The sequence below is a fragment of the Paenibacillus sabuli genome (assembly GCF_014705605.1).
In the GTDB taxonomy this organism is placed as follows: domain Bacteria; phylum Bacillota; class Bacilli; order Paenibacillales; family Paenibacillaceae; genus Paenibacillus_D; species Paenibacillus_D sabuli.
Window position 1 is genome coordinate 89,007 of record NZ_JACXIZ010000021.1, and the last position, 24,079, is coordinate 113,085.

The 24,079-nt window shown below is 59.2% G+C and carries 21 protein-coding genes and 1 other annotated feature; of the genes, 9 read left to right on the top strand and 12 right to left on the bottom strand.

The genetic code is table 11. The features are described 5' to 3' along the window. Positions 1–826 precede the first annotated feature (826 nt). A complete protein-coding gene (locus tag IDH44_RS13390) occupies positions 827–1,246 on the top strand; it encodes a helix-turn-helix domain-containing protein (RefSeq protein WP_317890180.1) in 420 nt (139 codons plus the stop codon). A 33-nt stretch (positions 1,247–1,279) separates the two neighbouring features. Beyond that, positions 1,280–1,699 (top strand): ImmA/IrrE family metallo-endopeptidase, encoded by a 420-nt coding sequence (locus tag IDH44_RS13395; RefSeq protein ID WP_190918398.1) that lies wholly within the window; start codon positions 1,280–1,282, stop codon positions 1,697–1,699. Positions 1,700–1,711: 12 nt separating this feature from the next. Here IDH44_RS13395 and IDH44_RS13400 read toward each other — a convergent pair whose 3' ends face one another. The 3 genes from IDH44_RS13400 to IDH44_RS13410 form a co-directional block, all read right to left on the bottom strand. Then, positions 1,712–2,506 (bottom strand): thermonuclease family protein, encoded by a 795-nt coding sequence (locus IDH44_RS13400; protein WP_223869646.1) that lies wholly within the window; start codon positions 2,504–2,506, stop codon positions 1,712–1,714. Between the two features lie 114 nt (positions 2,507–2,620). Next, on the bottom strand, positions 2,621–3,064 hold the full coding sequence (locus IDH44_RS13405; RefSeq protein WP_190918400.1) for a CBS domain-containing protein: 444 nt from the start codon (positions 3,062–3,064) through the stop codon (positions 2,621–2,623). A gap of 122 nt (positions 3,065–3,186) precedes the next feature. Next, positions 3,187–4,392, bottom strand: coding sequence for a M20 metallopeptidase family protein (locus tag IDH44_RS13410; protein WP_190918402.1), 1,206 nt, complete (start codon positions 4,390–4,392; stop codon positions 3,187–3,189). Between the two features lie 201 nt (positions 4,393–4,593). Here IDH44_RS13410 and IDH44_RS13415 point away from each other — a divergent pair, with 201 nt between their 5' ends. Together IDH44_RS13415 and ftsW are read left to right on the top strand one after the other, a co-directional pair. Then, positions 4,594–4,938: a YugN family protein gene (locus tag IDH44_RS13415; protein WP_190918404.1), complete on the top strand. Its 345-nt coding sequence runs from the start codon at positions 4,594–4,596 to the stop codon at positions 4,936–4,938. 15 nt (positions 4,939–4,953) lie between these two features. Continuing rightward, on the top strand, positions 4,954–6,135 hold the full coding sequence (ftsW, locus tag IDH44_RS13420) for a putative lipid II flippase FtsW (RefSeq protein ID WP_190918405.1): 1,182 nt from the start codon (positions 4,954–4,956) through the stop codon (positions 6,133–6,135). Between the two features lie 78 nt (positions 6,136–6,213). Here ftsW and IDH44_RS13425 read toward each other — a convergent pair whose 3' ends face one another. After that, positions 6,214–6,603, bottom strand: a complete 390-nt coding sequence (locus IDH44_RS13425) for an Asp23/Gls24 family envelope stress response protein (RefSeq protein WP_190918408.1) — start codon at positions 6,601–6,603, stop codon at positions 6,214–6,216. 166 nt (positions 6,604–6,769) lie between these two features. On the opposite strand from IDH44_RS13425, the gene cax reads away from it, so the two are divergent. Then, positions 6,770–7,828: a calcium/proton exchanger gene (cax, locus tag IDH44_RS13430; RefSeq protein WP_190918409.1), complete on the top strand. Its 1,059-nt coding sequence runs from the start codon at positions 6,770–6,772 to the stop codon at positions 7,826–7,828. Between the two features lie 83 nt (positions 7,829–7,911). Here cax and IDH44_RS13435 read toward each other — a convergent pair whose 3' ends face one another. From IDH44_RS13435 to IDH44_RS13450, 4 genes are all read right to left on the bottom strand, one after another. After that, on the bottom strand, positions 7,912–8,199 hold the full coding sequence (locus IDH44_RS13435) for a YlaN family protein (protein ID WP_190918412.1): 288 nt from the start codon (positions 8,197–8,199) through the stop codon (positions 7,912–7,914). Positions 8,200–8,347: 148 nt separating this feature from the next. Next, positions 8,348–8,590 (bottom strand): HPr family phosphocarrier protein, encoded by a 243-nt coding sequence (locus IDH44_RS13440; protein WP_190918414.1) that lies wholly within the window; start codon positions 8,588–8,590, stop codon positions 8,348–8,350. Between the two features lie 98 nt (positions 8,591–8,688). Continuing rightward, positions 8,689–9,804 (bottom strand): aminopeptidase, encoded by a 1,116-nt coding sequence (locus tag IDH44_RS13445; protein WP_190918415.1) that lies wholly within the window; start codon positions 9,802–9,804, stop codon positions 8,689–8,691. Positions 9,805–9,940: 136 nt separating this feature from the next. Continuing rightward, positions 9,941–11,974, bottom strand: coding sequence for a sensor domain-containing diguanylate cyclase (locus IDH44_RS13450; protein WP_223869647.1), 2,034 nt, complete (start codon positions 11,972–11,974; stop codon positions 9,941–9,943). Between the two features lie 314 nt (positions 11,975–12,288). Between IDH44_RS13450 and rpsD the strand changes: the two genes are divergently transcribed. Next, on the top strand, positions 12,289–12,888 hold the full coding sequence (gene rpsD / locus IDH44_RS13455; RefSeq protein ID WP_190918417.1) for a 30S ribosomal protein S4: 600 nt from the start codon (positions 12,289–12,291) through the stop codon (positions 12,886–12,888). 148 nt (positions 12,889–13,036) lie between these two features. Here the strand turns inward: rpsD and IDH44_RS13460 are convergent, their stop codons facing one another. The 3 genes from IDH44_RS13460 to tyrS form a co-directional block, all read right to left on the bottom strand. Beyond that, a complete protein-coding gene (locus IDH44_RS13460) occupies positions 13,037–14,572 on the bottom strand; it encodes a flotillin family protein (protein ID WP_190918419.1) in 1,536 nt (511 codons plus the stop codon). Between the two features lie 28 nt (positions 14,573–14,600). Next, the gene (locus tag IDH44_RS13465; protein ID WP_190918421.1) at positions 14,601–15,134 is read right to left on the bottom strand and encodes an NfeD family protein; all 534 of its coding nucleotides are present in this window, start codon (positions 15,132–15,134) and stop codon (positions 14,601–14,603) included. A gap of 104 nt (positions 15,135–15,238) precedes the next feature. Then, the gene (gene tyrS / locus IDH44_RS13470) at positions 15,239–16,501 is read right to left on the bottom strand and encodes a tyrosine--tRNA ligase (protein WP_190918423.1); all 1,263 of its coding nucleotides are present in this window, start codon (positions 16,499–16,501) and stop codon (positions 15,239–15,241) included. 50 nt (positions 16,502–16,551) lie between these two features. Then, positions 16,552–16,800: a binding site (T-box leader), on the bottom strand. Between the two features lie 141 nt (positions 16,801–16,941). Here tyrS and IDH44_RS13475 point away from each other — a divergent pair. After that, positions 16,942–20,121, top strand: a complete 3,180-nt coding sequence (locus IDH44_RS13475) for a transglycosylase domain-containing protein (protein WP_190918425.1) — start codon at positions 16,942–16,944, stop codon at positions 20,119–20,121. A gap of 108 nt (positions 20,122–20,229) precedes the next feature. Here IDH44_RS13475 and acsA read toward each other — a convergent pair whose 3' ends face one another. Then, the gene (gene acsA, locus IDH44_RS13480; protein WP_190918427.1) at positions 20,230–21,954 is read right to left on the bottom strand and encodes an acetate--CoA ligase; all 1,725 of its coding nucleotides are present in this window, start codon (positions 21,952–21,954) and stop codon (positions 20,230–20,232) included. A 250-nt stretch (positions 21,955–22,204) separates the two neighbouring features. Here acsA and IDH44_RS13485 point away from each other — a divergent pair, with 250 nt between their 5' ends. Continuing rightward, positions 22,205–22,837 carry a GNAT family N-acetyltransferase gene (locus IDH44_RS13485; protein WP_317890181.1) on the top strand — a complete coding sequence of 211 codons (633 nt, stop codon included), beginning with the start codon at positions 22,205–22,207 and terminating at the stop codon, positions 22,835–22,837. Positions 22,838–22,900: 63 nt separating this feature from the next. Further along, a complete protein-coding gene (locus IDH44_RS13490) occupies positions 22,901–24,073 on the top strand; it encodes an acetoin utilization protein AcuC (protein WP_190918430.1) in 1,173 nt (390 codons plus the stop codon). Positions 24,074–24,079: the final 6 nt, after the last annotated feature.

A 24,079-nucleotide genomic window follows, 5' to 3' on the forward strand; every position in this document is an offset into this window, starting at 1 on the left:
GGGGGCCAGGCCCCTCTGCTGATCCGACTGTCCTCGCTTGCGCAGCCGGGCCCAGTTTAATGCCGTATGGCAGGGCATATTAGAAAACCTCATACACGTTTTTTTGGTTATAAGTAAATATAATTTACTTATATGACATGCAACAACTAGCCTGCATGCAACATCTGCACGTCGGACCAGGCGAATCGACGAATGCAAGCTTCTGACGTCGTCGACGCAGCTGATGCAATTCATTGGCTATATTGGAACGACTGATGCAAACCTTTGTCGGCGTCGGAACGGTTGGCGAAATCCTTCGCAGGCATCGGACCGACTGGCGCAATTTTTTGGCGTATCGGAACGACTTATGCCATTCGCTGGCGGAGTCGGCGCGACTGATGCCATTCGCTGACGACCTCGGAGTCGCTGATGATGGCCGGATTCGGCCAAGCGTCAGGTAGACATCAGCTAGGCATCGGATAGGCTCCTTGCTCCTTACGGACATTTTTTGTCCGTTAGACTGAGAATTCGGCTTAACACAAGCGCCAGAGTCCGCTAACAGTCAAAAGTGTCCGTTACAACGCTCATCTAGCGCAATCGGCGCTGTAACGGTCATTTCTGTCCGCTATGCACCCAACATGCCAGAACCCATTGCGCGCATTATATTTACGCGGTATACTAATCCCGTAAATATAAATTGTGAGCGATGCGCTGTAAGATTTGTCTAACCAGCGCCAAATGTAAATGTGATTTGCGCTTGTTGTCGTCTTCCGCTTGCTTTTCAGTATAAAAGCAAATATAATTTACGTCAAGTGCAAATTTAATTTTCTTTTTAGGAGAGATGACCGTGTCCATAGGGCAAAGGATTCGAGCGCTGCGCAACCGGCGCGGGTTCACCCAAGACAAGATGGCGGAGCAGCTCGGCATGAACCGGGCCAATTTTTCCAACTATGAACGGGACGTGGCCATTCCCCCGAGCGAGACCCTGCTCAAAATCGCCGAGCTGCTCAATACCTCCACCGACCATTTGCTCGGGCGCGAGGAATTTCAGCATGCTGTGCCCGATTGGGCGACGGCCAAGGACAAACGCGACCTCAAAAAAATGCTGGAGAGCCCGGAGGTGCTGTTTTTCGACGGCATTGAGTTTTCCGAAACGGACCGCGCCAAGATGATGGGCGTGATGGAGACGATTTTTTGGGAAGCCAAGCAGCGTAACAAGGAAAATTACAAAAAGGCCAGAAACCCGAACAACCTCACCGAGAACTGACAGCGCACTGGCCTTGCAAAGCAAGGGGGAATTATGATCGACATTAAAAGGAGAACGCGCAATCTCCATGCCAAATACGGAACAAGCGACCCCTTCAAGCTGGCGGCCTGTCTCAACGTCACGGTCCTTCATCTGGAGCTGCCACAGTCCGTCAAGGGCTACTGCCAGCGCTTGCTGCGGCGCAAGTTTATCATCATTAACGCTCAGCTGGAAGAGGAGGAGCAGCGCTTCATCTGCGCCCACGAGCTCGGGCACATCGTGCTGCATAAGGGGGTCAATCATTACTTCGTGCAGAAGGAGACCAACTTCGTCATCGGCAAATTCGAACGGCAAGCCAACGAATTCGCCGTCAAGCTGCTGGCGGTCGGCGAGCGCATGGAGCACGGCGAGCAGCTGGAGAGCTTCCTCCTGCGCTGCGGCGTGCCCCGCGACATGCATGCGTATTACCTCTAGAGCTCCAGACCGCTAGCCCTTGGGCGCGCGGAAGCCCGCAGCCTCGGCTTCCTCCGCCGTGCAAAAAAGCTCCTCCGGCACGGTCTGCTCGTAGTAACGGCTGCCGGGCACATGGTAGATCCGTTCGCGCTTGCTATTGATATTGCCCTTGACCCGGGGATCCTCACAAGCGGAAGACCGGGGCGAGCCGTCCGCCGTGCCGGCGTCGTCTGCGCCGCTGTCCGCCGCAGCGGCGCTCCCCTCCTGCTCGCCGCCCCACAGTCCGGACTCGGCCGCGCGCGCGCTGCGCTCCGCTTCGACGAAGCGGTCGGCCAAGCGTACATTCGGCTGAATCGTCATGACGGAGGCATAGCCCGCCAGGACGAGCTCTTCATTGAACATGCGCGCTTCCTCGCCGACGAAGACATAGCGCAGCAGCCGCCCGTACCGATCCGTGTCGCCGGTATCCTTCACCAGCCGCACGCTCGCGCCATCCAGACGCTGCCGGGCGTACGCCGCCGCCTCTTGCCCGTAATATTCGGCCTTGCCACTGATCTCCGGCGTGTTGACGCCAATCAGCCTGACCCGCGCCCCGCCCTCCAGGACGAAGGTGTCGCCGTCGATGACGCGCTCCACCTTGCCGGATTCGGCAGTCAACCCCTCCAGCTCCGGATACGCCGCTGCGATGTCGCCGGCAGGCGCCGCGGTCGTGGCAATCTGCCCGCACCCGCTCGCGAGCAGCGCCAGCAGCAGCCAGATGGGGGCGATGATCGCGGCCCTGTATCGCTTTCTTTTACTGTCTCCATCAATTAACTGTTTTTTTATCAAATGAATTCCTGCCTCTCCACGAAATTGCGCAGCACAATCCCCCTTCCGCGAGCGAAAGGGGGATTGTGCTGCGCGCCTGAAATTCGACGGCCAGGGCGTGTATGCACACTCGCCCTAGTGCAGCGACGCGTGCGGCTCGCGATGCTCATGCTCGGAGATGCCGCTCAGGGCGCCTCCTGCCGCGTCCTCAAGCAACTCGCGCACTGCCAGATCGCCGATCGCGACGACGCCTACGAGGTCGCCGTCCTCCACCACCGGCAGCCGCCTGATCTGGTGCTTGGCCATAATGCGGGCCGCTTCGTCCACAGGTAGATCGCCGGTGATGCTGCGGATATCGGTCGTGACGACCTCCGACGCTTCGGTCGATCCGGAATGCTTGCCCGCGTAGCCGCGCGTGACCAGATCGCGGTCGGTCACCACGCCCTTTAGTTCGCGGCCCTCCACGATCGGCACGAAGCCGATATCGTTGTTTTTCATCAGAATCGCCAATTCGTAGATCGTGTCCTGCATCGTCGCAGTGACACAATCTGTAGACATGATGTCGCTTACTTTGCGCATCGTTACCCTCCGCCCGTCATCTGGATTCGAGAGCGCCGAACCCCGTTAGAAACGAGGCCGGCGCATCCAGCCATTAGCATGCCCGGACGGTCCGGCTCCATACATCGCCTCGCCGGACAGGCTTATCCCGCGCCCGCCGTCCCGGACGCAGCGCCGACACGGTCCTCTGCCATCGCGATCAGCAGACGGGCCGCTACGGCCATCGCCCGCTCGTCGAGATCGAAGCGGGGATGATGGTGCGCGTAGATCGCGCCCGTCTGCTCGTTGCCCGCTCCGACGAACATGAAGCAGCCCGGCACCTGCTGCAGGTAATAAGCAAAATCCTCAGCTGCCATAATCATGTCCGAACGCTCCACCTGCAGCTCGCCGGGGAGCTGCGCCGCCACGCGCATGAAGCGGTCGACCTCGCCCGCGTCATTGACCACGGACGGATAGCCCTCGCGATAATTCAGCTCGCCCTTGGCGCCATGGAGCTCGGCCGTCTGGGCGACGATCTGCTCCATCCTCGCTCGAATCATGCGCCGCGTCTGCGGATCGAAGGTGCGCACCGTCCCGTTCATCACGGCGCGCTCGGCAATGACATTGCCCGACTTGCCGGCGTGAAAGGCGCCCACCGACAGGACCGCCGGCTGCAGCGGATTGACATTGCGGCTGACGATCGACTGCAGCGCCTGGACCAGCGCGCTCCCGGCTACGACGGCATCGATTGTCTGATGCGGCAAGCCGCCATGCCCGCCCTGGCCCGTCACGGTGACCGTGAATTCGTCCGCCGCAGCCATGAACGGCCCCGGGCGCGTAGCGACCGCGCCATACGGCAGCGGCGACCAGAGATGCACGCCGTAGATGGCATCGACGCCTTCCAGCACGCCCGCCTCGATCATCGGCTTGGCGCCGCCCGGACAGATCTCCTCCGCCGGCTGGAACAGCAGCCTGCGCTCGCCTTGCAGCTCGCCGCGGACGCTCTGGTAATAGGAGGCGATCCCCAGCATGGTCGAGGTATGCGCGTCGTGGCCGCAGGCGTGCATGACGCCGTCTACCGTCGAGCGGTACGGGACGTCCTTCTCATCCTGGATCGGCAGAGCGTCGATATCCGCGCGCAGCGCGATGACCGGCCCCGGCCGCTCGCCGCGAATCGTCGCGACGATCCCGTGACCGCCCACGCCGGTCCGGATGTCGCAGCCCATCTCGCGCAGCTGCTCGGCGATATATCGGGCCGTCTCCTGTTCATGGAAGGACGGCTCGGGATGCTGATGCAAGTATCTGCGCCATGCCGTCATCTGCGGCAGACGCGCCTCGAGCGCCGCTTGAATTTGTTCGTTGGTCTTCATCCTCGGCCCCCTCTGATTCGCTTATGATGCTCCTATTCTATCAATCCCGGATAGCCCCCGTAAAGCGCAGGCGTCGAAACAGTTCGTCATTCTGTCACGTTTTCCGCAGCCGTCCGAGTGCGGAAAGCTTGCACATGACAGGGAAACATACTATCATAATATAGAATACGTACATTGTACCATTTTGAAGGGGGAATATCCGTGATCATTGAAGATACAGGCCTGAACGGCATGACAAGCGACCTGGCGCATTTGGATGATTCTGCGGAGCAGCTCGGCTTCGTCCGCTGGCAGTGGGAGTATTATCGTGCGACCTACGATCTGAAGCTGGAGGACCGCGCCAACAAAAACGAATACTTCCTGCGCATCAACACCCGCGCCGTAGAGGGCAAGCTGGAGCAGCCGCATGCGATTCTGGCCATCGAAGCCGTCTATCTCGGACGCAGCACGTTCCCGCACGGGCTGGAGTACGAGACGCCCGTACCCGAGCCGATTCTTAATACGGCCTTGCAGCGGCTTGAGAGCCTGAAACGACTGCTGGCTTAGCCCGTGGAACGGCCGGTGAACAAGCCGCAGACGAGAACACGGGGCAGACCTGATTTTGTACTGCTCATCCTGACGCTGCTGCTTTCGGGCTTCGGATTGGTCATGGTGTTCAGCGCCAGCTCGAATATCGCGGTGTCCAGCGCCGAATATGGCCATGATGCGCTGTACTTCCTGAAGCGTCAGCTGGTATGGGTTGCGCTCGGCACGGTCATCATGCTGACCGTGATGAACATTCGGTACGAACGCTTCAAAAAAGGCTTTATTCTTTATTTTTTGCCTGTTCTGCTCATGCTGATCATCGTGCCGTTCATCGGAGAGGAGCGCAATGGCGCGCGCAGCTGGTTCGGCTTTGCCGGTCTGGGCATCCAGCCTACCGAATTTGCCAAGCTCGCGCTGATCTTGTACCTCGGTCGTCTGATTACCAAAAAAGGCGAGAAATTTCGCGAATTCAAGCGCGGTCTGCTGCCGATCATGGTCATCGTCGGTTTTATATGCGGTCTGATTATGCTGCAGCCCGATCTGGGCTCTTGCCTCATTCTGGCCGCCACCGCGGCCGTCATGATCGTGGCGGGCGGCGCCAACCTCAAGCATCTGTTCTACTCCGGCGTCATCGTCTCCGTCGTCGTCGCCCTGATGGTGAGCGCCTCCATGCTGCACGACCCGATGGCGTGGCAGTACCGCATCGACCGTTTCACGACGATGATGAATCCGCTGGAAGACATGCAGGGCAGCGGCTGGCACCTGTCCCATTCGCTGTTTGCGCTTGGACACGGCGGTCTGACCGGCGTCGGTCTTGGCGACGGCGTACAAAAGCTGCATTACCTGACCTACGCTTACAGCGATTTTATTTTTGCCGTCATAGGCGAAGAATTCGGCTTCATCGGCAGCGTGCTGTTCCTGCTCGTGTATCTGGTCTTCCTGTGGCGCGGCTTGCTCGTCTGCCTGCGCTGCAGCGATGTGTACGGCACCGTCGTAGGGGCGGGGATTGTCGGCATGATTGCTATTCAGGCCTTCGTCAATATCGGCGGCGTGACGGGCACGATTCCGATCACGGGCGTTACCCTTCCGTTCATCAGCCACGGCGGGTCGTCCATGCTGGTCGTCTTCGGCAGCGTCGGCGTGCTGCTCAGCATATCCCGCGAATACGACCGTCAGCCCCAGCGCTCGACGAACAAGCGAAAACCGACAGCCCGCTAGCGCGTAAGACGCGCTGCGGGCTGTTTTTTGTGTCGCGTATCGGAGACTGTTCGGAATGGCACTGTGCTGGACTGGCGCTTATTTGACGCGAAGCGCTTGAATGTCTTCCGTTTCTTCCTCGCGGAAGGCGACGCCCTCGACCTTGACGTTCACCTCAACGACCTGCAAGCCGGTCATATTCAGCACCGCTTCGCGTACATTTTGCTGCAGGACGCGGCATACCTCCTGAATCGGAATGCCATACTTGACGATGATGCGCAGGTCGATAGCCGCCTCCAGCTGACCGACCTCGACCGATACGCCGCGTTGCACATTGCGGCCGCTGAGCCGCTTCGCCAGGCCTTCGGAGATCCCTCCGGACATCGCCGCGATTCCGGGCGTCTCCAGTGCAGCCAGACCCGCAATGGTGGATACGACATCATCGGAAATGCGTACGACTCCTGTCTGCGTAGAGAGCTCTTCGGTCATATCCTTCACTCCTCGTTTACCAGATATATTCATTGTACTGGAACGTCAGGAGTGAAGCAAGCAGCGCCTACCTCGCAGTCGCCAGACGTGCATCGGACCGATTAACATGCGGCGGCTTTGGGTAACGTATTCGTTGTAGAGGCTGATTCCCTAGCGAGGTGAGCGGATGCGAAGCAAGTGGTTTGTAGCCGGATTGGCGCTATTTTTTGCGCTTAGCGCCGGCAGTCATTTTTTGCACTGGAACATGACCGTACAATTCGCATTTTCTGCAATTGCCATATTGTTTGTGGCCGGTTTTCTCGGTCAAGCGACCGAAAGCGTAGCCCATTATGCCGGACAGCGGCTGGGCGGTTTTTTGAACGCGACCTTCGGCAATGCAGCCGAGCTGATTATCGCCCTGTTCCTCGTCAAGGAAGGGTTGTTCGACATGGTCAAGGCCAGCTTGACCGGCGCCATTATCGGTAATTTGCTGCTCGTGCTCGGCCTGAGCATCCTGCTCGGCGGGCTCAAGTACAAGCAGCAGCGCTACAACGAGGAAGCGGCCGGCCACAATGCCACCTTGATGGTCCTGGCTGTAATCGGGCTTTTTGTGCCGGCCATGTTCGTGACCAGCGAGCGCTTCTCCGCCGCCAAGGACGAGCTGCTGAGCCTGTCGGTCGCCGCCATCCTGATTGTCTCCTATCTGCTATGGCTCGTGTTTTCGATGGTGACGCACAAGGAGCTGCTGCGCGACGAACAGAGTCAAGCTGATCACGACGAAGCGCCTGCCTGGTCCCGTCGCCGCTCCATCGTGTACTTGCTGCTCGCGACCGCCATGGTCGCCCTCGTCAGCGAATGGCTGGTCGGCACGCTCGACCAATTCACCACCGAATTCGGCCTGTCCGAATTGTTCGTCGGCGCCTTCCTGATTGCGATCGTCGGCAATGCCGCCGAGCACAGCGCCGCGGTCATGCTGGCGCTCAAAAACAAAATCGGCGGCGCTGTCGAAATTGCGGTCGGAAGCAGCTTGCAAATCGCACTGTTTGTCGCGCCGGTGCTTATTTTTGCCAGCGCCTTGTTCGGCAAGACGATGGATATTTTGTTTACACCGATCGAGCTGACCGCCATCGGCGTGTCGGTCTTCATTGCCGCCTCGGTCTCGCGCGACGGACGTACGAACTGGTACGAGGGCGCGCTTCTGCTTATGGTGTATTTCATTTTGGGCATTGCTTTCTTCCTCGTCTGACGCATCCAGGCCCCCAAGCCCTCCCCGGATGCGCTGCGCCGCCAGGGGAGGACCCGATAAAAAAAGAGCAGCCTCCGCGGAGACTACCCTTTTGGATTCAATGCTTCGTATAGCTGCGCAAGATTACGCTCCAGCCTGCTTAACAGATCCTTGCCCGCAGCGACAGGGATCAACCCGGCGCGAACCGCAAAATCAACCTCGCGTGAGAAGCCGAACATCTGGGTATCCAGCACTTCCTCGTACAGCGGGCACTTGCGAGTGGTCAAGTTCTCCATCTGAACTTCGATCAGCTTTTCAATCTTGTTCGCATCCTCCTGGAGAAGATGCAGCGCCTTGTGGTGCATACTCACCATAACATCCGATGAAGACAATTGTACTCCCCCCTGTGCGATCGTCGCCGTCTGCTATACCTTTTATATTAGTCGAAAACGGGCCAATACACAAGGACAAAACAAAAAAGGCGCCCTGCCGAATAACGGAAGGGCGTGGAGCAAGCATTGGCGAGGGTCATTCGTGTCCTTATTCCGGTACAATCGCAATGTCGAGGTTATGCTTTTTGAACACCTCGGCCATCGCGGTTTTCGCCTCTTCTGCGTCCGGACCGTGGACATGGAGCTCGTAGGAATGTCCGCTGACCAGCGTCGTGAACAGGCCGAGGATGCTTTTCACATCGATATACTTGTTTTCAGCTTGAAGAACGATCGAAGAACGGAATCGATTAGCGGTTTGCGAGATATCTACAATTGCTGCGTTGTTGGACATGAAAATCCCCTCCAATATCGTCTTTGTGAAAACCTTTTCTACATCATACCCTGATTTTCCCGAACGTTCAATAGTCAAATGCACAAATACGCCAGGCTTTAGCGAAGATGCTCCGGATTCAGCCCCTCCAGCTCCGGCAGGACAAAGCGTCCGTCCTTGCGAATCAGCACGTCGTCGAAATAGATCTCTCCGCCGCCGTATTCCGGGCGCTGGATCAGCACGAGGTCCCAATGCACCGAGGAGCGATTGCCGTTGTCGGTTTCTTCATACGCCTGTCCCGGCGTAAAGTGCAGGCTGCCCGCTATTTTTTCGTCGAACAGCGTATCCTTCATCGGATGCAGAATATGCGGATTGAAGCCAAGGCTGAATTCGCCGATATAGCGGGCGCCCTCGTCGACGTCCAGTATTTCCGCCAGCCGCTTGTCGTCGTTGCTCGTCGCCTGCACGATTCGGCCCTTCTCAAACGTGAAGACAATCCGCTCGAACGTCACGCCCGCATGCACGCTCGGGGTATTGTAGGCAATCGTGCCTTCGACCGAATTGCGCACCGGCGCCGTGAAGACCTCCCCATCCGGGATATTGCGGTGGCCGGAGCAGATTTTGGCCCCGATGTTCAAGATCGAGAACGACAGGTCCGTGCCGGGCGACACGATGCGAACACGGTCGGTGCGCTTCATGAGCGCCTCCAGCGGCGCCATCGCTTTTTCCATTCTGGCGTAATCCAGATTGCACACGTCGAAATAAAACTGTTCGAACGCCTCGGTGCTCGTATTCGCCAATTGCGCCATCGACGCATTCGGATAACGCAGCACGACCCATTTGGTATGCTTGACGCGCTGCTCCAGATGCACCGGATGCTGATACAGCCGCTCGTAGAGTCTCATTCGCTCCTCGGGCACGTCGGCCAGTTCGTTTGCATTCTCGCCGGCGCGAATCCCGATGTAGCCGTCCATCGCTTCCATGCGGCGCAGATCGAATTGCGCCCACAGTTCCATCTGTTCCTTCGTCGCGTGCATCAGCATCGTACGCAGCACCGACCGGTCGCTGGTCTCGACGAACGGCCGCCCGCCCCGCTTGCTGACCTCCTCGATCAGGGCGTACACGAGCTCGCGCTCCGATCCGGTCATATGAATCAGAATATTTTCGCCAGGCTGCACATCAATGGAGTAGCCCGCCAGATTTTGAGCCAACTTTGCAATGCGCGGATCCTTCACTTGCCTCGCCTCCTTCTATTCAGTACATTGTGTACACATCCTATCACGTTTGCCGATGCGATGCCAAGCTGTCGCAGGCCGGAACGAAAGCACACAAAAACGCCCTTGCGCGAAGGGCGTTGCACAGTTGCTGCGGCTAGCCGACAAACACCCGGTTGCGGCCGTTGTTTTTGGCCTCGTAGAGGGCCATATCCGCTCGATAAAACAAGCTTTCGACGCTGATCTTGTCGTCCTCGAAGGTCCATTCCGAGACCCCGCAAGAGCTCGTCACCGTCGGAGAGGTCTGCGCCTCCACCTGGGAGCGAATGCGCTCGGCGATCCGGTAGCCCTGATCGGTCCGGACCCGGGGCAGATAGACGGCCAGCTCCTCGCCTCCCCAGCGCGCGGCGATGTCCGTCTCCCGGATGCAGGCCCGCACGATACGGCCGACCTGGATCAGAATTTCGTCGCCCACCTGATGGCCGTACGTGTCGTTGATGCGCTTGAAATGATCGATATCGACCAGGATCAACGAGCCGCTGGGATCGGAGCGCTGCTTTTCCTGAATCCGTTCGTTCAGGTAGTGGCGAGCATGCAGCCCGGTCAAGTTGTCCGTGATGACCATGCGGCGCACCTCGGCATGCAGGGAAGCATTTGTGATAGCCAGGCCTACATGCGTGGAGAGCACCTGGAGCAGCTTGTAGTTGTCGTACGAAAAAAAATTCGCGCTGCGATGGGACACGAGAATGACGCCGACGACATCGCTGTTGACGACAATCGGCGATGCAATCAACGAGCGCGAGCCCGTCAGCTGCATCAGCTTGGAGGGGACCGTGTTTTTCTCCGCATAATCCGATACGATCAGCGGCTCCCTCGTCTGATACACCGTTCCGCAGAAGCCGTAATCCTTGGGGAACAGATCGCTGTCCAGTCCCGGATGGTTGGCGCTCATCACGACGAATTGCTCGGTCTTTTTGTCGAACTGCAGCAGGCAGCAATAATCGGCTTCAAAAATTTGCAGCAGATCCGTGGTAGCCAGCTTGAAAATTTCGCTCAGCCGCAGCGACTGATTGAGCCGCTTGGTCAATTCGTTGATCAATTGCAGCTCGCTAATGAGCAGGTTGGACTGCTCATACAGCTTGGCATTCTCGAATGCCGAGCCGGCGGTGTTGGCCAGCATCTGGAATTCCGGAAGCCATGCCCGCTCCCAAAGGGGCGTCTCGCATACCAGGCGAATGACGCCGTAGACCGCCTGCTTGCCCGTCATCGGAACCGCCACATGGGTCTGGCCGTCTGCGGCTTCGGTGACCGCGCGCCCTTCCACGAAGGCTCTGGCGCAGAGATCGTTCGCCCCATGCTTGAAAACAAGCGGCTTCACGCGCGCATCGGCATTGGCATGATCCTGGGAGAGCAATAGATCGACATGCGCATCGGGGTACAACGTCTCCAGCGTAATGACAAGCTCACGCAGCACGGACGTCACATTGATCTGATCGTGCAGCCGCTTCGTCGAATCGAACAGCGCCGCTTCCCGTTCCGTCGCCCGTTCGGCGTGGCTCTGGCGTGCCAGCAAGCGCTGAAGCAGCGCCTCCGTGTACCGCTGGTCAAAGCGAGAGCGGAAATGCAGCGCTGCTGCCGTCATCAGATCCGACGAAGGCGGCGCCTCGCCTCGCGCGGCGATCGCCAGGATGCACAGCATCGCGGCGCCATCAGCCGCATAGATTGGTCGTGCCGCTGCAACCAGCCCGGGCCCCTCCTCCATGGGCAAGTGTGCGGCCGTATACTGGCCCGAGGCGGCAGCCTCGCCGAGCGACTTGGCGAGCAGCTCCCGCAGCCGCGCGCCGATCACCGGGTCGGCGCACAGTTCCCCCTGCTGCAGGGCGATCGCCTGCCCGTCAGCGTCCCCCAGCATGCAGATGCCGCGGCTGACCATTTCCAGCTGCGCCGCTTCTGCCGCCCACGCGACCAAGCTAGCTTCCAGCAACTCCTCCAACGGGGGCGCTTCAACCTCGCCGAGCCATTTGCGAATCATCGGATTCGCAGTCGAGCCTTTCCCTGACGAATCGCTTGTCATGTCTGGCCAACAGGTGTCTTGAGCGCGGATTTCTTCAGCCATACGCAGCACCCAGTCCTTCTCGCGGCTTTCTCCGGTCACATCGGTGACCGACGCGTGGATTAATATAGCCATCATACTTCATTTTCATGAAGAATGCACTAGTTTCTGTATGCAAGACAGGACTTTGGAGCCATAAAATTTTGTGAAGACTCCCTCTTGACTCACCTGCTTACTGACACTTGACTTTCTCCCCCAATTTCCTTTAATATTAGATGTTGAATAAAGGGCTTACGGTTTTGTGTCACCCTCATGGCTGCGCTCACCGACAGACCAGCGGCTGAAGTGTCTGACGGACGTCCACCGGATTCGGGAGACGATCGAGCAATGCCGGCGAAACAGGAGAACCCCTTACTCAAACATTCCATTTGATGAAGGAGTTTTGACTACGCATGGCACGTTATACAGGACCCAAGTTTAAATTGAGCCGTCGTCTGGGCATCTCGCTGGGCGGCAACGGCAAAGAGCTGAAGCGCCCGTTCCCTCCAGGTCAACACGGCCCGGGACAACGCAAAAAACTGAGCGGCTACGGCATTCAGCTGCAAGAAAAGCAAAAGCTGCGTCACATGTACGGCTTGAACGAAAAGCAGTTCCGCAACCTGTTCGACAAAGCTACCAAGCTGAAAGGGATTGCCGGCGAGAACTTCATGTTCCTGCTGGAAAGCCGTCTGGACAACCTCGTCTATCGTCTGGGTCTGTCCAACTCCCGTGCAGGCGCGCGCCAATTGGTTGCGCATGGTCACGTGACGGTCAACGGCAAAAAAGTGGACATCCCGTCTTACATGGTCAGCTTGGGCGACATCATCGGCCTGCGCGAGCGCAGCCGTTCGCTGAAAGCGATCAAGGAAGCGCTGGAAGGTCGTCATCATATCCCGAACTACCTGGAGTTCAACGATACGGCAATGGAAGGCAAGTACATCCGTTTGCCGGAACGCGCCGAGCTGTCCCAGGACATCGACGAAAAGCAAATCGTCGAATTTTACAGCCGCTAAGGCTGCCAAAAACCGTCGCATTCTGCGGCGGTTTTTTTTCGCCAAGCCCCGCTTTCAATAAGGAAAGCGGGGCTTCGAATGGGTTGGTGTCTTGGTGTCTTGGTGTCTTGGTGTCTGGTGTTTGGTATCTGTCTCTGCTGGCCTTTCGTTATTCGGGTAGGGAATCTTTCGTCTGGACCGCCGTCGCCTCGCCCGCTTCGGCCTGGACCGGCAGCCGCTCGCTGTCGCGCCCCGGCGCGCTTTTACTCGTCAGGTTCCGGACCAGATTGTCGAGATCGATGCCCGACACATCCTTGAGCATTTGCGGCGCAGTCGCCATCAGCGAGGTGACGTAGTTGCTCACCCGTGCCGCGCCTTCGCCGCTGCCCGTGTCCACCACCGTCAGCTTGTCGATCTGCTGCAGCGGCTCCGCGACCTTGCCGGCCAGCTCAGGCAGCATTTTGACGATGATGTCCAGCACCGCCGCCTCGCCGAACTTGCTGAACGCTTCGGCCAGCTTCTCCTTGGCCTCTGCCTCGGCCAGACCGCGCAGTCGGATGACCTCGGCGTCCGCCGTACCCTTCGCGCGCTCGGCATCGGCCGCGGCCAGACCGTCGAGCCGCTTTTGCTCCGCCATCGCTTTGGCTTCCGCTTCGATCTTGTACTGCAGCGCGTCCGCCTCGCGATAGCGTTTGGCCTTGTCGGCCTCGGCCGCCTGCTCGACCGCATATCGGTCGGCGTCGGCTTTTTTCTTGACCTCGGCGTCGTATTGCTTCTCCCGCCGCAGGATTTCCTTCGCTTCCAGATCGATCTCGCGCTCCTTGCGCACCAGCTCGACCTTCATTTGCTCCTCGACCGCGCTTTGCTTGGCACGCGCCTCTTGGATGGAATACGCCTGATCGGCGTCCGCCTTGGCCGTATCCTGATCGCGCTTGAAGGCCGCGATTTTCAGCTCTTTCTCCTTGGAGGCTTCGGCGATATTCGTATCCCGCAGCAGCTCGGCTTTCTGGCCTTCTTCTTCGGCCCGGGCCTTCTGAATCCGCGAATCCCGGATCGCCTCGGCCTCGGCAATTTCGGCGTCTCGCTTGACTACGGCGATCCGCGGCTTACCGAGCGCGTCCAGATAACCGTTCGTATCGCGCAGATCCTTGATTGTGAAGGAGACGATTTGCAGGCCCATCTTCTTGAGATCCTTGGCCGCCACGCCCTGCACCTCCTGCGCGAAGCGGTCGCGGTTGCGATACACCTCTTCGACCGTCATCGAGCCGAGGATCGCCCGCAGGTGCCCTTCGAGCACCTCCTGCGCCTCGGACTTGAGGGCCTCGGTCGGCTTGCCCATGAATTGCTCCGCCGCTGTCGATACGTCCTCGATCGAGCCGCCGATCTTGATGATCGCCACCCCGTCGGCCATGACCGGCACCCCTTGCTCGGTGTACACTTCAGGCGTCGACACATCCAGCTTGTGCGAGAGCAGGGACAGGAATTCAGACTTTTGGAACACCGGCAGGATAAACGCGCCGCCGCCCCGTACGATTTTGATCCGCCGTCCGCTCTCGTCCACCAGCGTATTGCGCTTGCCCAGGAACGAACCGGTCACAACCATCGCCTCGTCCGGACTCACGGTCTTGAAGCGCGCCCAAAAGGCCAAGCCAAGCACGACGAATACGCCCACCACTATAGCGGGTACGACTAAATATTCAGGCATTCCATCTCTCCTCTCATGACTACGGCTCCTAACCTTCCAGGTCCAGTCTGGATACGAAGAGCGTGTCGTCCTTGACCTCGACGACCACGACGCGGGCGCCGGCTTCGATCGTCTGCCCGTTGAAGCTGGCTGCAATCTGATTCGTTACGCCCGCTCCCCCAACGCGCAGCAGCACTTCGCCGTAGCCCGTTGCGGGAATCGGCACGAGCACCTCGGCGATTTTGCCGCCCATCTCCGTCATGGAGTAGCCCGTCGAATTCTCGCTGTCCTTCATCGGCTTGACGTACATGAAGTACACGCCGATGCCGATCAGCACCGCGCCGAGCACGGCAATGACGAGGATCGCCGGAATCGCCAGCTCCGTGTAGCGCGTCAGCAGCACGCCCGCGCCGCCGAATGCGGTGACGCCGCCGACAAGCGTCATCGGCTGCAGCCACGGCGAGTCCGCCGACAAAAAATCGAGCGCGCCGTCGAGCGCGGTGCCGAGCAGATCGCCGAAGATGACGGTAACGATGGCGTACAGGACACCTCCGAGCAAACAGGACCAGAATAACACTTCCACCGCAACGCCCGCCCCTCTCCATACCACCCAGGATTTGAAAGCCGATATCCGTTATTTAATACGTGACATCCATGCGTAAAGTTTCACAAGATCGCCATATTTCTTCAAGCGCCGCCCAGCTTGATCTTTGCGAACTTTCGCTTGCCGACCTGCACAATATCGCCGTCCTTCGGCGCGATTTCAGCATTGGGGTCGGTCAGCTTCTCCTCGTTGAGCCGCACGGCGCCTTGCTGAATGCTGCGCCGCGCCTCGCTGCCGGAGCCTTGCAGCCCGAGGGCGACCAGCAGCCGGCCCAGACGAATCCGGCCCTCCTCCAGCTCTTCGCTGGCGAGCACGGCCTCGGCGATCTCATCCGGCAGCGCGCGCTGCTGAAACACCGTGACGAAGGTCGTCTCCGCCGCCTGCGCCGCTTCTTCCCCGTGGTACATACGGACGAAGGTTCGGGCCAGTCGCATTTTGGCATCGCGGGGATGGACGCTGCCCTCCGCCAGCCCGCGCGTCAGCTCATCGAGCTCCGCTTGGCCGATATCTGTAGCCAGCTCATAGTATTTGGTCATCAATTCGTCGGGGATGGACATCGCCTTGCCGTAGATCTCGCCCGGCGCTTCATCAATGCCGATGTAATTGCCGAGGCTCTTGCTCATCTTCATCGCCCCGTCGAGGCCCTCGATGAGCGGGGTCATGATCGTCGCCTGCGTGCGTTTGCCGTATTCCTTTTGCAAGGTGCGGCCCATCAGCAGATTGAACTTCTGGTCGGTCCCGCCGAGCTCGACGTCGCTCTCCAGCGCTACCGAGTCATAGCCCTGCATGAGCGGATAAAAAAATTCGTGAATGCTGATCGCCTGCCCGGATTGGTAACGCTTGGTGAAGTCGTCCCGCTCCAGCATCCGCGCCACCGTCACCTTCGCCGAGAGGCCAACAACCTCGGCGAAGGTCATCGGGCCGAGCCACTCGGAATTAAAATAAATGGTCGTGCGGTCGGGATCGAGAATTTTAAAAATTTGCTGCCGGTACGTCTCGGCGTTGCGCTTCACATCCTCCTCCGTCAGCTGCTTGCGGGTCTCCGACTTGCCGGTCGGGTCGCCGATCCGGCCGGTAAAGTCGCCGATAATCAGCTGCACCTCATGGCCCAGTTCCTGGAACTGACGCAGCTTGTGCAGCACGACCGTATGGCCGATGTGGATATCCGGCGCGGACGGATCGAGCCCCAGCTTGATCTTGAGCGGCTGGCCGCTCGCGACCGCGCCGGCTACCTTTTCCTGCAGCTCGTCTTCCGGCACGATCTCCACCACGCCGCGGCGAATAACCTTCAGTTGACGTTCGACCTCCTGCTTTTGCTCGCTTGTCAGTTGCTCCCACTTGCTCATGTGCTCATCTCCATTTTCCATTGGTTTTCAACAAAAAAATCCTTCGCGTCCCAAGGGACGAGAAGGATTTGCTCGCGGTACCACCCTCGTTAGCATGCGCCCTTGGTCAGATCGGGCACACGCTCACTCGAGTACGCTAACGGGTACGAACCGTAGACGGCCTACCGGCTGCGGGGCAGCGTTCGACCGTTAAGCTCAAGGCGGTAATTCGACTGCTGCGGCGCGTACCGGTTCGCACCCTCCACCGGTTCTCTGCAACGCGTGTTCGCAGGTCTACTGAAGCCTGTCACAGCTTGTAACCTTATTAATATGAAATTTATATCATAGCGACCTGACGATGTCAATGTCGGCGCTGCATTAAAATCGCTTCGATTTTGTGCGTTGATCTGACAGGTTGTGCTATAATAATGGGGGATTTTGCAGAGGAGGCCTACATAGTAATGGAAGAAAAAAAACCACGCACGAGCGCCCGCAGCGGCTGGCGCACCTTCGGGCTCGTCGTGTATACAACGATAAAGTGGATCATCATCTTTATCCTCATCTTCGGCCTGTTCGGCGGAGGCGCCGTCACCGGCTACGTCGCTTCCCTCGTCAAGGACGACCCGGTGCGGCCGCGCACCGTGATCGAGTCCGAAATCAACGAAAACGCGCTGACCGGCTTCGTCTATTTCAATAACGGCGAGCTGGTCGGCCAGCTGCGGACCGAGGAGGACCGGCGCCTGGCCGAGCCCGACGAAATTCCGCAGCAGGTCATCGACGCGCTGCTTTCCGTCGAGGACAGCAATTTTTTCGAGCACAAAGGCGTCGATATCAACGGCTTTGGGCGAGCCGTCAAGCAAAAGCTGCTGAACGAGGCAAATCAGACCGGCGGCAGCACGCTGACGCAGCAGTTGGCGCGCCGCGTCTTTTTGAGTCTGGACGTGACCGATGCCCGCAAATTCAAGGAAATCTTTCTTTCGTTCCGCATGGAGCGGTATTTGACCAAGCCCGAAATTCTTACCGCTTACTTGAACAAAATGCCGTTTGGCAACGGCTCCAACGGCTATCAGGTGTTCGGCATCAAAGCCGCCGCCGAGGGCATATTTGACATCACAGATCTAAGCCAGCTCAATATCGCCCAATCCGCCTACTTGGCCGGTCTTCCGCAATTGCCGTCCTTGTATTCGGCCTACAACGGCCGCGGCGAAATGAACGAACGCAACATTGAGCGCGCCATCGAGCGACAGCGCTTCGTCTTGAGCCGGATGCTCTTTACCGAGCGCATCTCGCAGCAGCAGTACGATGAGGCGGTTGCCTTTGACATTCGCGGCGCGCTGGCCGAGTCCGAGGAAAAAGCCTACTCCACTTATCCCTACCTGATGCTGGAGGCGGAGCGCCAGGCATCGGAGGTGCTTCTTCAGCAGGAGAAGCCGAATATGACGCTCGAGCAGCTGCGGCGCGACGAGAATTACGGCACCATGCTGGAGGAGGCGCGGCAAAAGCTGCTGCGCGGCGGCTATCATGTGCACACGACGATCGATCCGCAAATCTACCAGGTCATGCAGCAAATTGCCGCCAACCCGGACAATTTTTCTCCCGACAATCCGGAAAAAGGGATGGAGCAAACCGCGGCGATGCTGATCGATCACAAAACCGGCGCCATTCTCGGCATGATCGAAGGACGGGATTTTTATCACGAGCAGATGAACTATGCCACGCAGATGACGCGTCAACCGGGCTCGGCGATGAAGCCAATCGCCGCATATCTGCCGGCCATCGATGCGGGGCTTGTGCAGCCGGCTTCCATCATAGACGACGCGCCGATCGTGCTGCGCGACTATTCCAAGGGCTACCATATCCCGAAAAACTACTCGTCCGGATACGACGGACTGGTAACGGCGCGCGAGGCGCTCAATCGCTCGCTCAATCTGCCGGCGCTGAAAATCTTCCTGAACGACGTCACGATCGAAAAGGCGTGGGAGTTCGTGCGCAAGCTCGGCGTAACGACGCTGCAGCCGCAGGACGACGCAGCTCAGACGGGCGTCATCGGCGGCCTGAGCATAGGCGTCACGGTCGAGGAGCTGACCAATGCGTACGGCGCGATCGCCAATCACGGCGTCTTCAACGATGCGTTCATGGTCAGCAAGATCGTGGACGCCGACGGGAACGAGGTGTACGCGCACAAGGCCGTGCCCGAACGGGTCGTGAGCGAGCAATCGGCGTTCCTGATGACCGATATGCTGCGCACGGTCGTGTCCCAGTCGGGATCGACCGGGCACTCGCTTACCGGCTTGTTCAACAAATATGGCGAGATTCCAATTGCCGGAAAAACCGGCACGACCCAAAATTACGGCGACGTCTGGTTCATGGGCTATACGCCCGACGTGACGCTCGGCGTCTGGGTCGGATACGAAAAGCAAAAAAATTCACTCACCGGCGAAGGACGCAGCCGGGCGCGCTTGCTCTGGGCCGAGATTCTGAATCAGGTAACCGACGCAAGAAGCGAGTTGTTCAAGTCGGAAGCCTTCGAGCAGCCGGACGGCATCGTTAAAGCGACGGTCTCAAGCGTCAGCGGCAAAAGGCCAACCGATCTGACACGACAGCGCGGCCTGCTGGTGACGGACTGGTTCAACGAGGCCTACGTGCCGACCGAAGCGGACGATGCGCTGGTCCAAGCCGCCTATATCACGTACAACGGGGTTAACTATATACCGCATGACACAACGCCCGAGGACTTCGTGCAGCGCAAGATTGTCATCAAGCGCAAGGAGCCGCTGGATGCGTTGATGGATCAGATTCAGGAGGCGCTCAAAGTGATGCCGGCCAGCGACCGCCGGCCGCTCGGCAGCTACATGCCGCGCGATGCCGGGGACGAGGCGCCGTCCAAGACGGACCCGCGCACCGACGACGGCGCAACGCCCGCGCCGCCGGCCAATGTGCGGCTAGCCGCGCCTGAAGGCGGCACCGTCAGCATTACCTTCAACGCGAGCCCGGAATCCGACGTGGTCGGTTACCGCCTGTATCGCTCGATCAACGGCGCCGGTTACAGCAAAATCGGCGATTCGATCAGTGCGGGAAGTGCGACGAGCTTCTCTACCAGCATTGCCGGCAACAGCTACCGCTACTATGTCACTGCGGTCGACGTCGCCGGGCGCGAGTCTGCGCCGAGCCGCGTCGCCGAGCTCGGTCAGCCCTCCAACGAGCCGCAACAGCCGGAGAATGGCGGCGGAACGACGGAGGATCCGAACGACGAGGACGGGAATTCCAACGAGCCGAACGACCCCGGTGCTCCGAATGGGGGCAACGGCGCAGGCAACGACGGCGGCTCGGATGGGGAAGATACGGACAGTGGAAACGAGGCCGAGGATAACACGCCGGGCGCTGTCACTGCTCCCGGGCCGATCACCGCTCGCAAGACGGAGACCGGCGTCCGACTCAGTTGGAAGGCTAACGACACCAGCCAGCAGGTTACCAGCTACAACGTCTATTACAGCGCGGACGGCGGCAGCTACACCAAGATCGGCAGTGCACCGGTCGGCCGCTTCGACTACATCTCCACGCTCGAATCCGGCTGGTTCCAAATTACGGCGGTCAATGCCGGCGGCGAGTCGGAACGCTCCGCTCCCGTGCAGCTGAAATAGCATGGGTGGGCTAACCGTTACGAGCTAGGCGAAATCATATATGTTCTATACTTTCAAGACAAAACGGCACGGGGCTAAGGTCCCGTGCCGTTTTGAATTTCATTGAAATTAGTCCTCGATTGTCGAAAGATCGCCTGTCGGCAAGTCCAGCTCCCACGCTTTGAGCACCCGCCGCATGATTTTTCCGCTGCGTGTTTTCGGCAGCTTGTCTTTGAACTCGATTTCGCGCGGCGCCGCATGCGCCGACAAGCCTACCTTGACAAAGGTGTAGATTTCCTTTTTGAGCTCCTCAGAGGGCTCGAAGCCTTCGCGCAGCGAGATGAACGCCTTGATAATCTCCCCGCGCATCGGGTCCGGCTTGCCGATGACGCCCGCCTCGGCGATCGCCGGGTGCTCGACCAGCTTGCTCTCAACCTCGAACGGGCCGACGCGTTCGCCGGAGGTGTTGATGACATCGTCGATTCGACCTTGGAACCAGAAGTACCCCTCTTCGTCACGATACGCGGAATCGCCGGAGACGTACCAGCCTTGCAGACGGAAGTATTCCTCGTACTTGGCCGGATTGTTCCAGATTTTGCGCATCATCGACGGCCACGGCGTGCGAATGGCCAGGTTGCCCATGCGATTGGGCGGCAGCTCGTTGCCGTTGTCGTCGATGATCGCCGCCTCGATGCCCGGGAGCGGCTTGCCCATCGAGCCCGGCTTGATCGTCATGCAAGGGTAGTTGCAGACTAGCTGCCCGCCTGTCTCGGTCATCCACCAGGTGTCGTGGATGCGATGCCCGTAGACCTTGAGCCCCCAGCGCACGACCTCGGGGTTGAGCGGCTCTCCGACGCTCAGCACGTGGCGCAGCTTCGACAGATCGTACTGTTGGACGACCTCGTCGCCTGCGCCCATCAGCATGCGAAATGCAGTAGGGGCGCTGTACCAGACCGTCACGCCGTACTTCTGCAGGGTCGCGTACCAGTCCTGCGGGCTGAACCGCCCGCCGCGAATGACATTGGTTACGCCATTGAGCCAAGGCGCGAAAATCCCGTACGAGGTGCCCGTCACCCAACCCGGGTCGGCTGTGCACCAGTACACATCGTCGGGCTGCAGGTCCAGTACGACCTGTCCGGTGTAGTAATGCTGAATCATGGCATTCTGCACATGATAGACGCCTTTGGGCTTGCCGGTGGAGCCCGACGTATAATGGAGGAGCAATCCGTCCTCGCGTCCCAGCCACTCGATCTGCGCCTCCTCGGAGGCGCCGGCCATCTCGGTGCGATAATCGACGATGCCTTCCTCCGACGGCACGTCGTCGCCGAAGACGATGACATGCTTCAGCGCAGGCAGCTCGCTGCGCGGAATACGGCCGAGCAGTGCGGGCGTCGTGACGATGGCGACCGCTTCGCTGTCCTGCAGTCGATCGCGCACCGCCGTCTCCATGAACGCTTCGAACAGCGGCCCGACCACGGCGCCGATTTTGAGCGCGCCCATCAGGCTGAAGTACAGCTCCGGCGTACGCGGCATGAATATAAAAACGCGGTCGCCCTTGCCGATGCCAAGTCCCCTCAGCACGTTGGCAAAACGAGACGATTGCGCAGCAATATCGGCAAAGGTGTACGATTCCTCGCGTGAAGCGTCACTGTACAGCAGCGCCGTTTTACTGCCGCGCCCCTGCTCGACATGACGGTCGACAGCCTCGTAGGCCATATTGACCTTGCCGGTCTCATGCCAGGAGAACTGCTTCTCCACCTCTTCCCATCGCATCGACGCATACGTGTTCTCGTAATCTCGCATGTTCGGTGTCGTCGCGGTGGCCGCGATGCGTTCTTGCTGAACATTTTCCATCCGAATCATCCTCCTGAACTCTGATCGTTCACGCCGCCCGCAGTATACGCTTACAAGACAGACGCGCATCGCGCTGCATCGCGCAAGTATGACGGTCGCCGGCGCGGCAAGTCTCGGTTTGTGTATCCGTTTACGCTTATACCGACAAAACGTATTATAGCATAACACAACTATTCCGCATACGTCCTTTACTTTTAAGACAACTTTTTGATACGCTTTGAAGTAGCAGGATGGAAGGATGGGATGGCGAGTGGAACATCGAAAAATCTATCAGGTCAACCGTCTGTCCTCCAAGGAGGGCGAGCTGCTCGTAGAGGGACCGGTAGCGCCGGACGTGCTTGCAGGCTGGAGCATGCATACCGATCTGGACGCCTTTCGCCGGCCGCGCGACCAGCACGAAGCGCTCGTCGAAATCGCCGCCCTGGAGGAAGGCCGCGTCATTGTCACCCGCGACGACACGACCATTGTCGGCTACGTGACCTTTCACTATCCGGACGAGCTCGAACGCTGGTCCGAGGGCAACATGGACGATTTAATCGAGCTCGGCGCTGTCGAAGTCTCCAACTCGTACCGGGCGCTCGGACTGGGCAAGCACATGATCCGCAGCGCGTTCGCGGACAGCCAATTGGATAATGCCATTGTGTTCGCAACCGAGTATTATTGGCACTGGGATCTGGAAGGCAACAAAATGAACGTCTGGGATTACCGTAAAATGATGGAGAATCTGATGAAATCGGTCGATATGGTATGGTTTGCGACGGATGATCCCGAAATCTGTTCCCACCCGGCCAACTGTCTGATGGTCCGCATCGGCAAAGAGGTGCCGCTATCGTCGGTCGAGAAGTTCGACCGGGTTCGCTTCAGGCAACGCTTCATGTACTAGCTTAAGATCCTGCGCAGACCGGCGCATTTAATTGGCCGCAAAAGAAAGGAGGAGACGATTGCCATGCCGTCCGATGCCGTATTTGTTCATCACCCGGAGGCGATGCATTACCGGTTCAACGATCAACACCCTTTTAATCCGCAGCGCCTCAAACTAGCGATCGATCTGCTGCATAATGTGTCGGCGCTGGAGCGTTCGCATATGCAGGTGCCGCCTCCTGCCAGCGACGAGCTGCTGCGGCTTGTCCACCGCGACGATTACATCGAAGCGGTGCAGGCGCTCAGCACGGAGCAGCCGTCCTCGTCATGGCTCGCCAAGGCTGCAGCCTACGGCCTTCAGACGGAAGACACACCCTTTTTCCCGGGCATGCATCGGGCTTCCGCGGCGCTGGTCGGGGGCAGCGTGCATGCCGCCGAGCTCGTCGCTTCGGGTCGAGCGAGGCACGCGTTTCATATGGGGGGCGGGCTGCACCACGCATTTCCCGAGCGCGGGGCGGGCTTTTGCGTATACAACGACGCCGCCGTTGCAATCGCTCACATTCGCAGCCGTTACAAGCTGCGCGTGCTCTATATCGATACCGACGTCCATCATGGCGACGGGGTGCAGTTTGCGTTCTATCACGATCCGGACGTCTGCACGTACTCGATTCACGAGACCGGCAAGTTTTTGTTTCCGGGCACGGGGTTCGTGCAGGAGAAGGGCGGCCACGAAGGATTCGGCGCCTGCTACAACATCCCGCTCGATCCGTATACCGAGGATGATTCGTGGCTGGAATGCTTTTCCGCCAGCATCGAGAAGGTCGCAGCGGCCTTCAAGCCCGACTTGATCATCAGTCAGCACGGCTGCGATGCCCATGCTTACGATCCGCTCTCGCACGTCCACTGCAGCATGCGCATCTATGAGGAGATGCCGGCGCGCATTCACCGGCTCGCGCATCGCTATGCAGACGGACGCTGGGTCGCGATCGGCGGCGGCGGGTATGACATCTGGCGCGTCGTGCCGCGCGCATGGGCGATGGTATGGCTGACGATGATCGAGCATCCGCTCGTCGCGCAGCTCGGAGCGGGCCCCCAGACGCTGCCTCGGCAGTGGATGGAGCGCTGGCAGCCGGAGAGTCCGGTGGAGCTGCCGACGCATTGGCTGGATGATACCTCGAGCTGGGCGCCCATGCCCCGAAGAGACGAGATCGCGCATAGCAACCGCAGCACCGCTGCAATTGCCGTTCAGGATCTTTGAGCTGAG

What these genes read in the sequence shown, in the direction of transcription:
- IDH44_RS13405 (WP_190918400.1), bottom strand. Translation starts at nt 3,064, where the DNA reads ATGCGCAAAGTAAGCGACATCATGTCTACAGATTGTGTCACTGCGACG.
- IDH44_RS13460 (WP_190918419.1), bottom strand. Translation starts at nt 14,572, where the DNA reads ATGCCTGAATATTTAGTCGTACCCGCTATAGTGGTGGGCGTATTCGTC.
- IDH44_RS13490 (WP_190918430.1), top strand. Translation starts at nt 22,901, where the DNA reads ATGCCGTCCGATGCCGTATTTGTTCATCACCCGGAGGCGATGCATTAC.
- rpsD (WP_190918417.1), top strand. Translation starts at nt 12,289, where the DNA reads ATGGCACGTTATACAGGACCCAAGTTTAAATTGAGCCGTCGTCTGGGC.
- IDH44_RS13450 (WP_223869647.1), bottom strand. Translation starts at nt 11,974, where the DNA reads ATGATGGCTATATTAATCCACGCGTCGGTCACCGATGTGACCGGAGAA.
- cax (WP_190918409.1), top strand. Translation starts at nt 6,770, where the DNA reads ATGCGAAGCAAGTGGTTTGTAGCCGGATTGGCGCTATTTTTTGCGCTT.
- IDH44_RS13425 (WP_190918408.1), bottom strand. Translation starts at nt 6,603, where the DNA reads ATGACCGAAGAGCTCTCTACGCAGACAGGAGTCGTACGCATTTCCGAT.
- IDH44_RS13410 (WP_190918402.1), bottom strand. Translation starts at nt 4,392, where the DNA reads ATGAAGACCAACGAACAAATTCAAGCGGCGCTCGAGGCGCGTCTGCCG.
- IDH44_RS13395 (WP_190918398.1), top strand. Translation starts at nt 1,280, where the DNA reads ATGATCGACATTAAAAGGAGAACGCGCAATCTCCATGCCAAATACGGA.
- IDH44_RS13440 (WP_190918414.1), bottom strand. Translation starts at nt 8,590, where the DNA reads ATGTCCAACAACGCAGCAATTGTAGATATCTCGCAAACCGCTAATCGA.
- tyrS (WP_190918423.1), bottom strand. Translation starts at nt 16,501, where the DNA reads ATGAGCAAGTGGGAGCAACTGACAAGCGAGCAAAAGCAGGAGGTCGAA.
- IDH44_RS13475 (WP_190918425.1), top strand. Translation starts at nt 16,942, where the DNA reads ATGGAAGAAAAAAAACCACGCACGAGCGCCCGCAGCGGCTGGCGCACC.
- acsA (WP_190918427.1), bottom strand. Translation starts at nt 21,954, where the DNA reads ATGGAAAATGTTCAGCAAGAACGCATCGCGGCCACCGCGACGACACCG.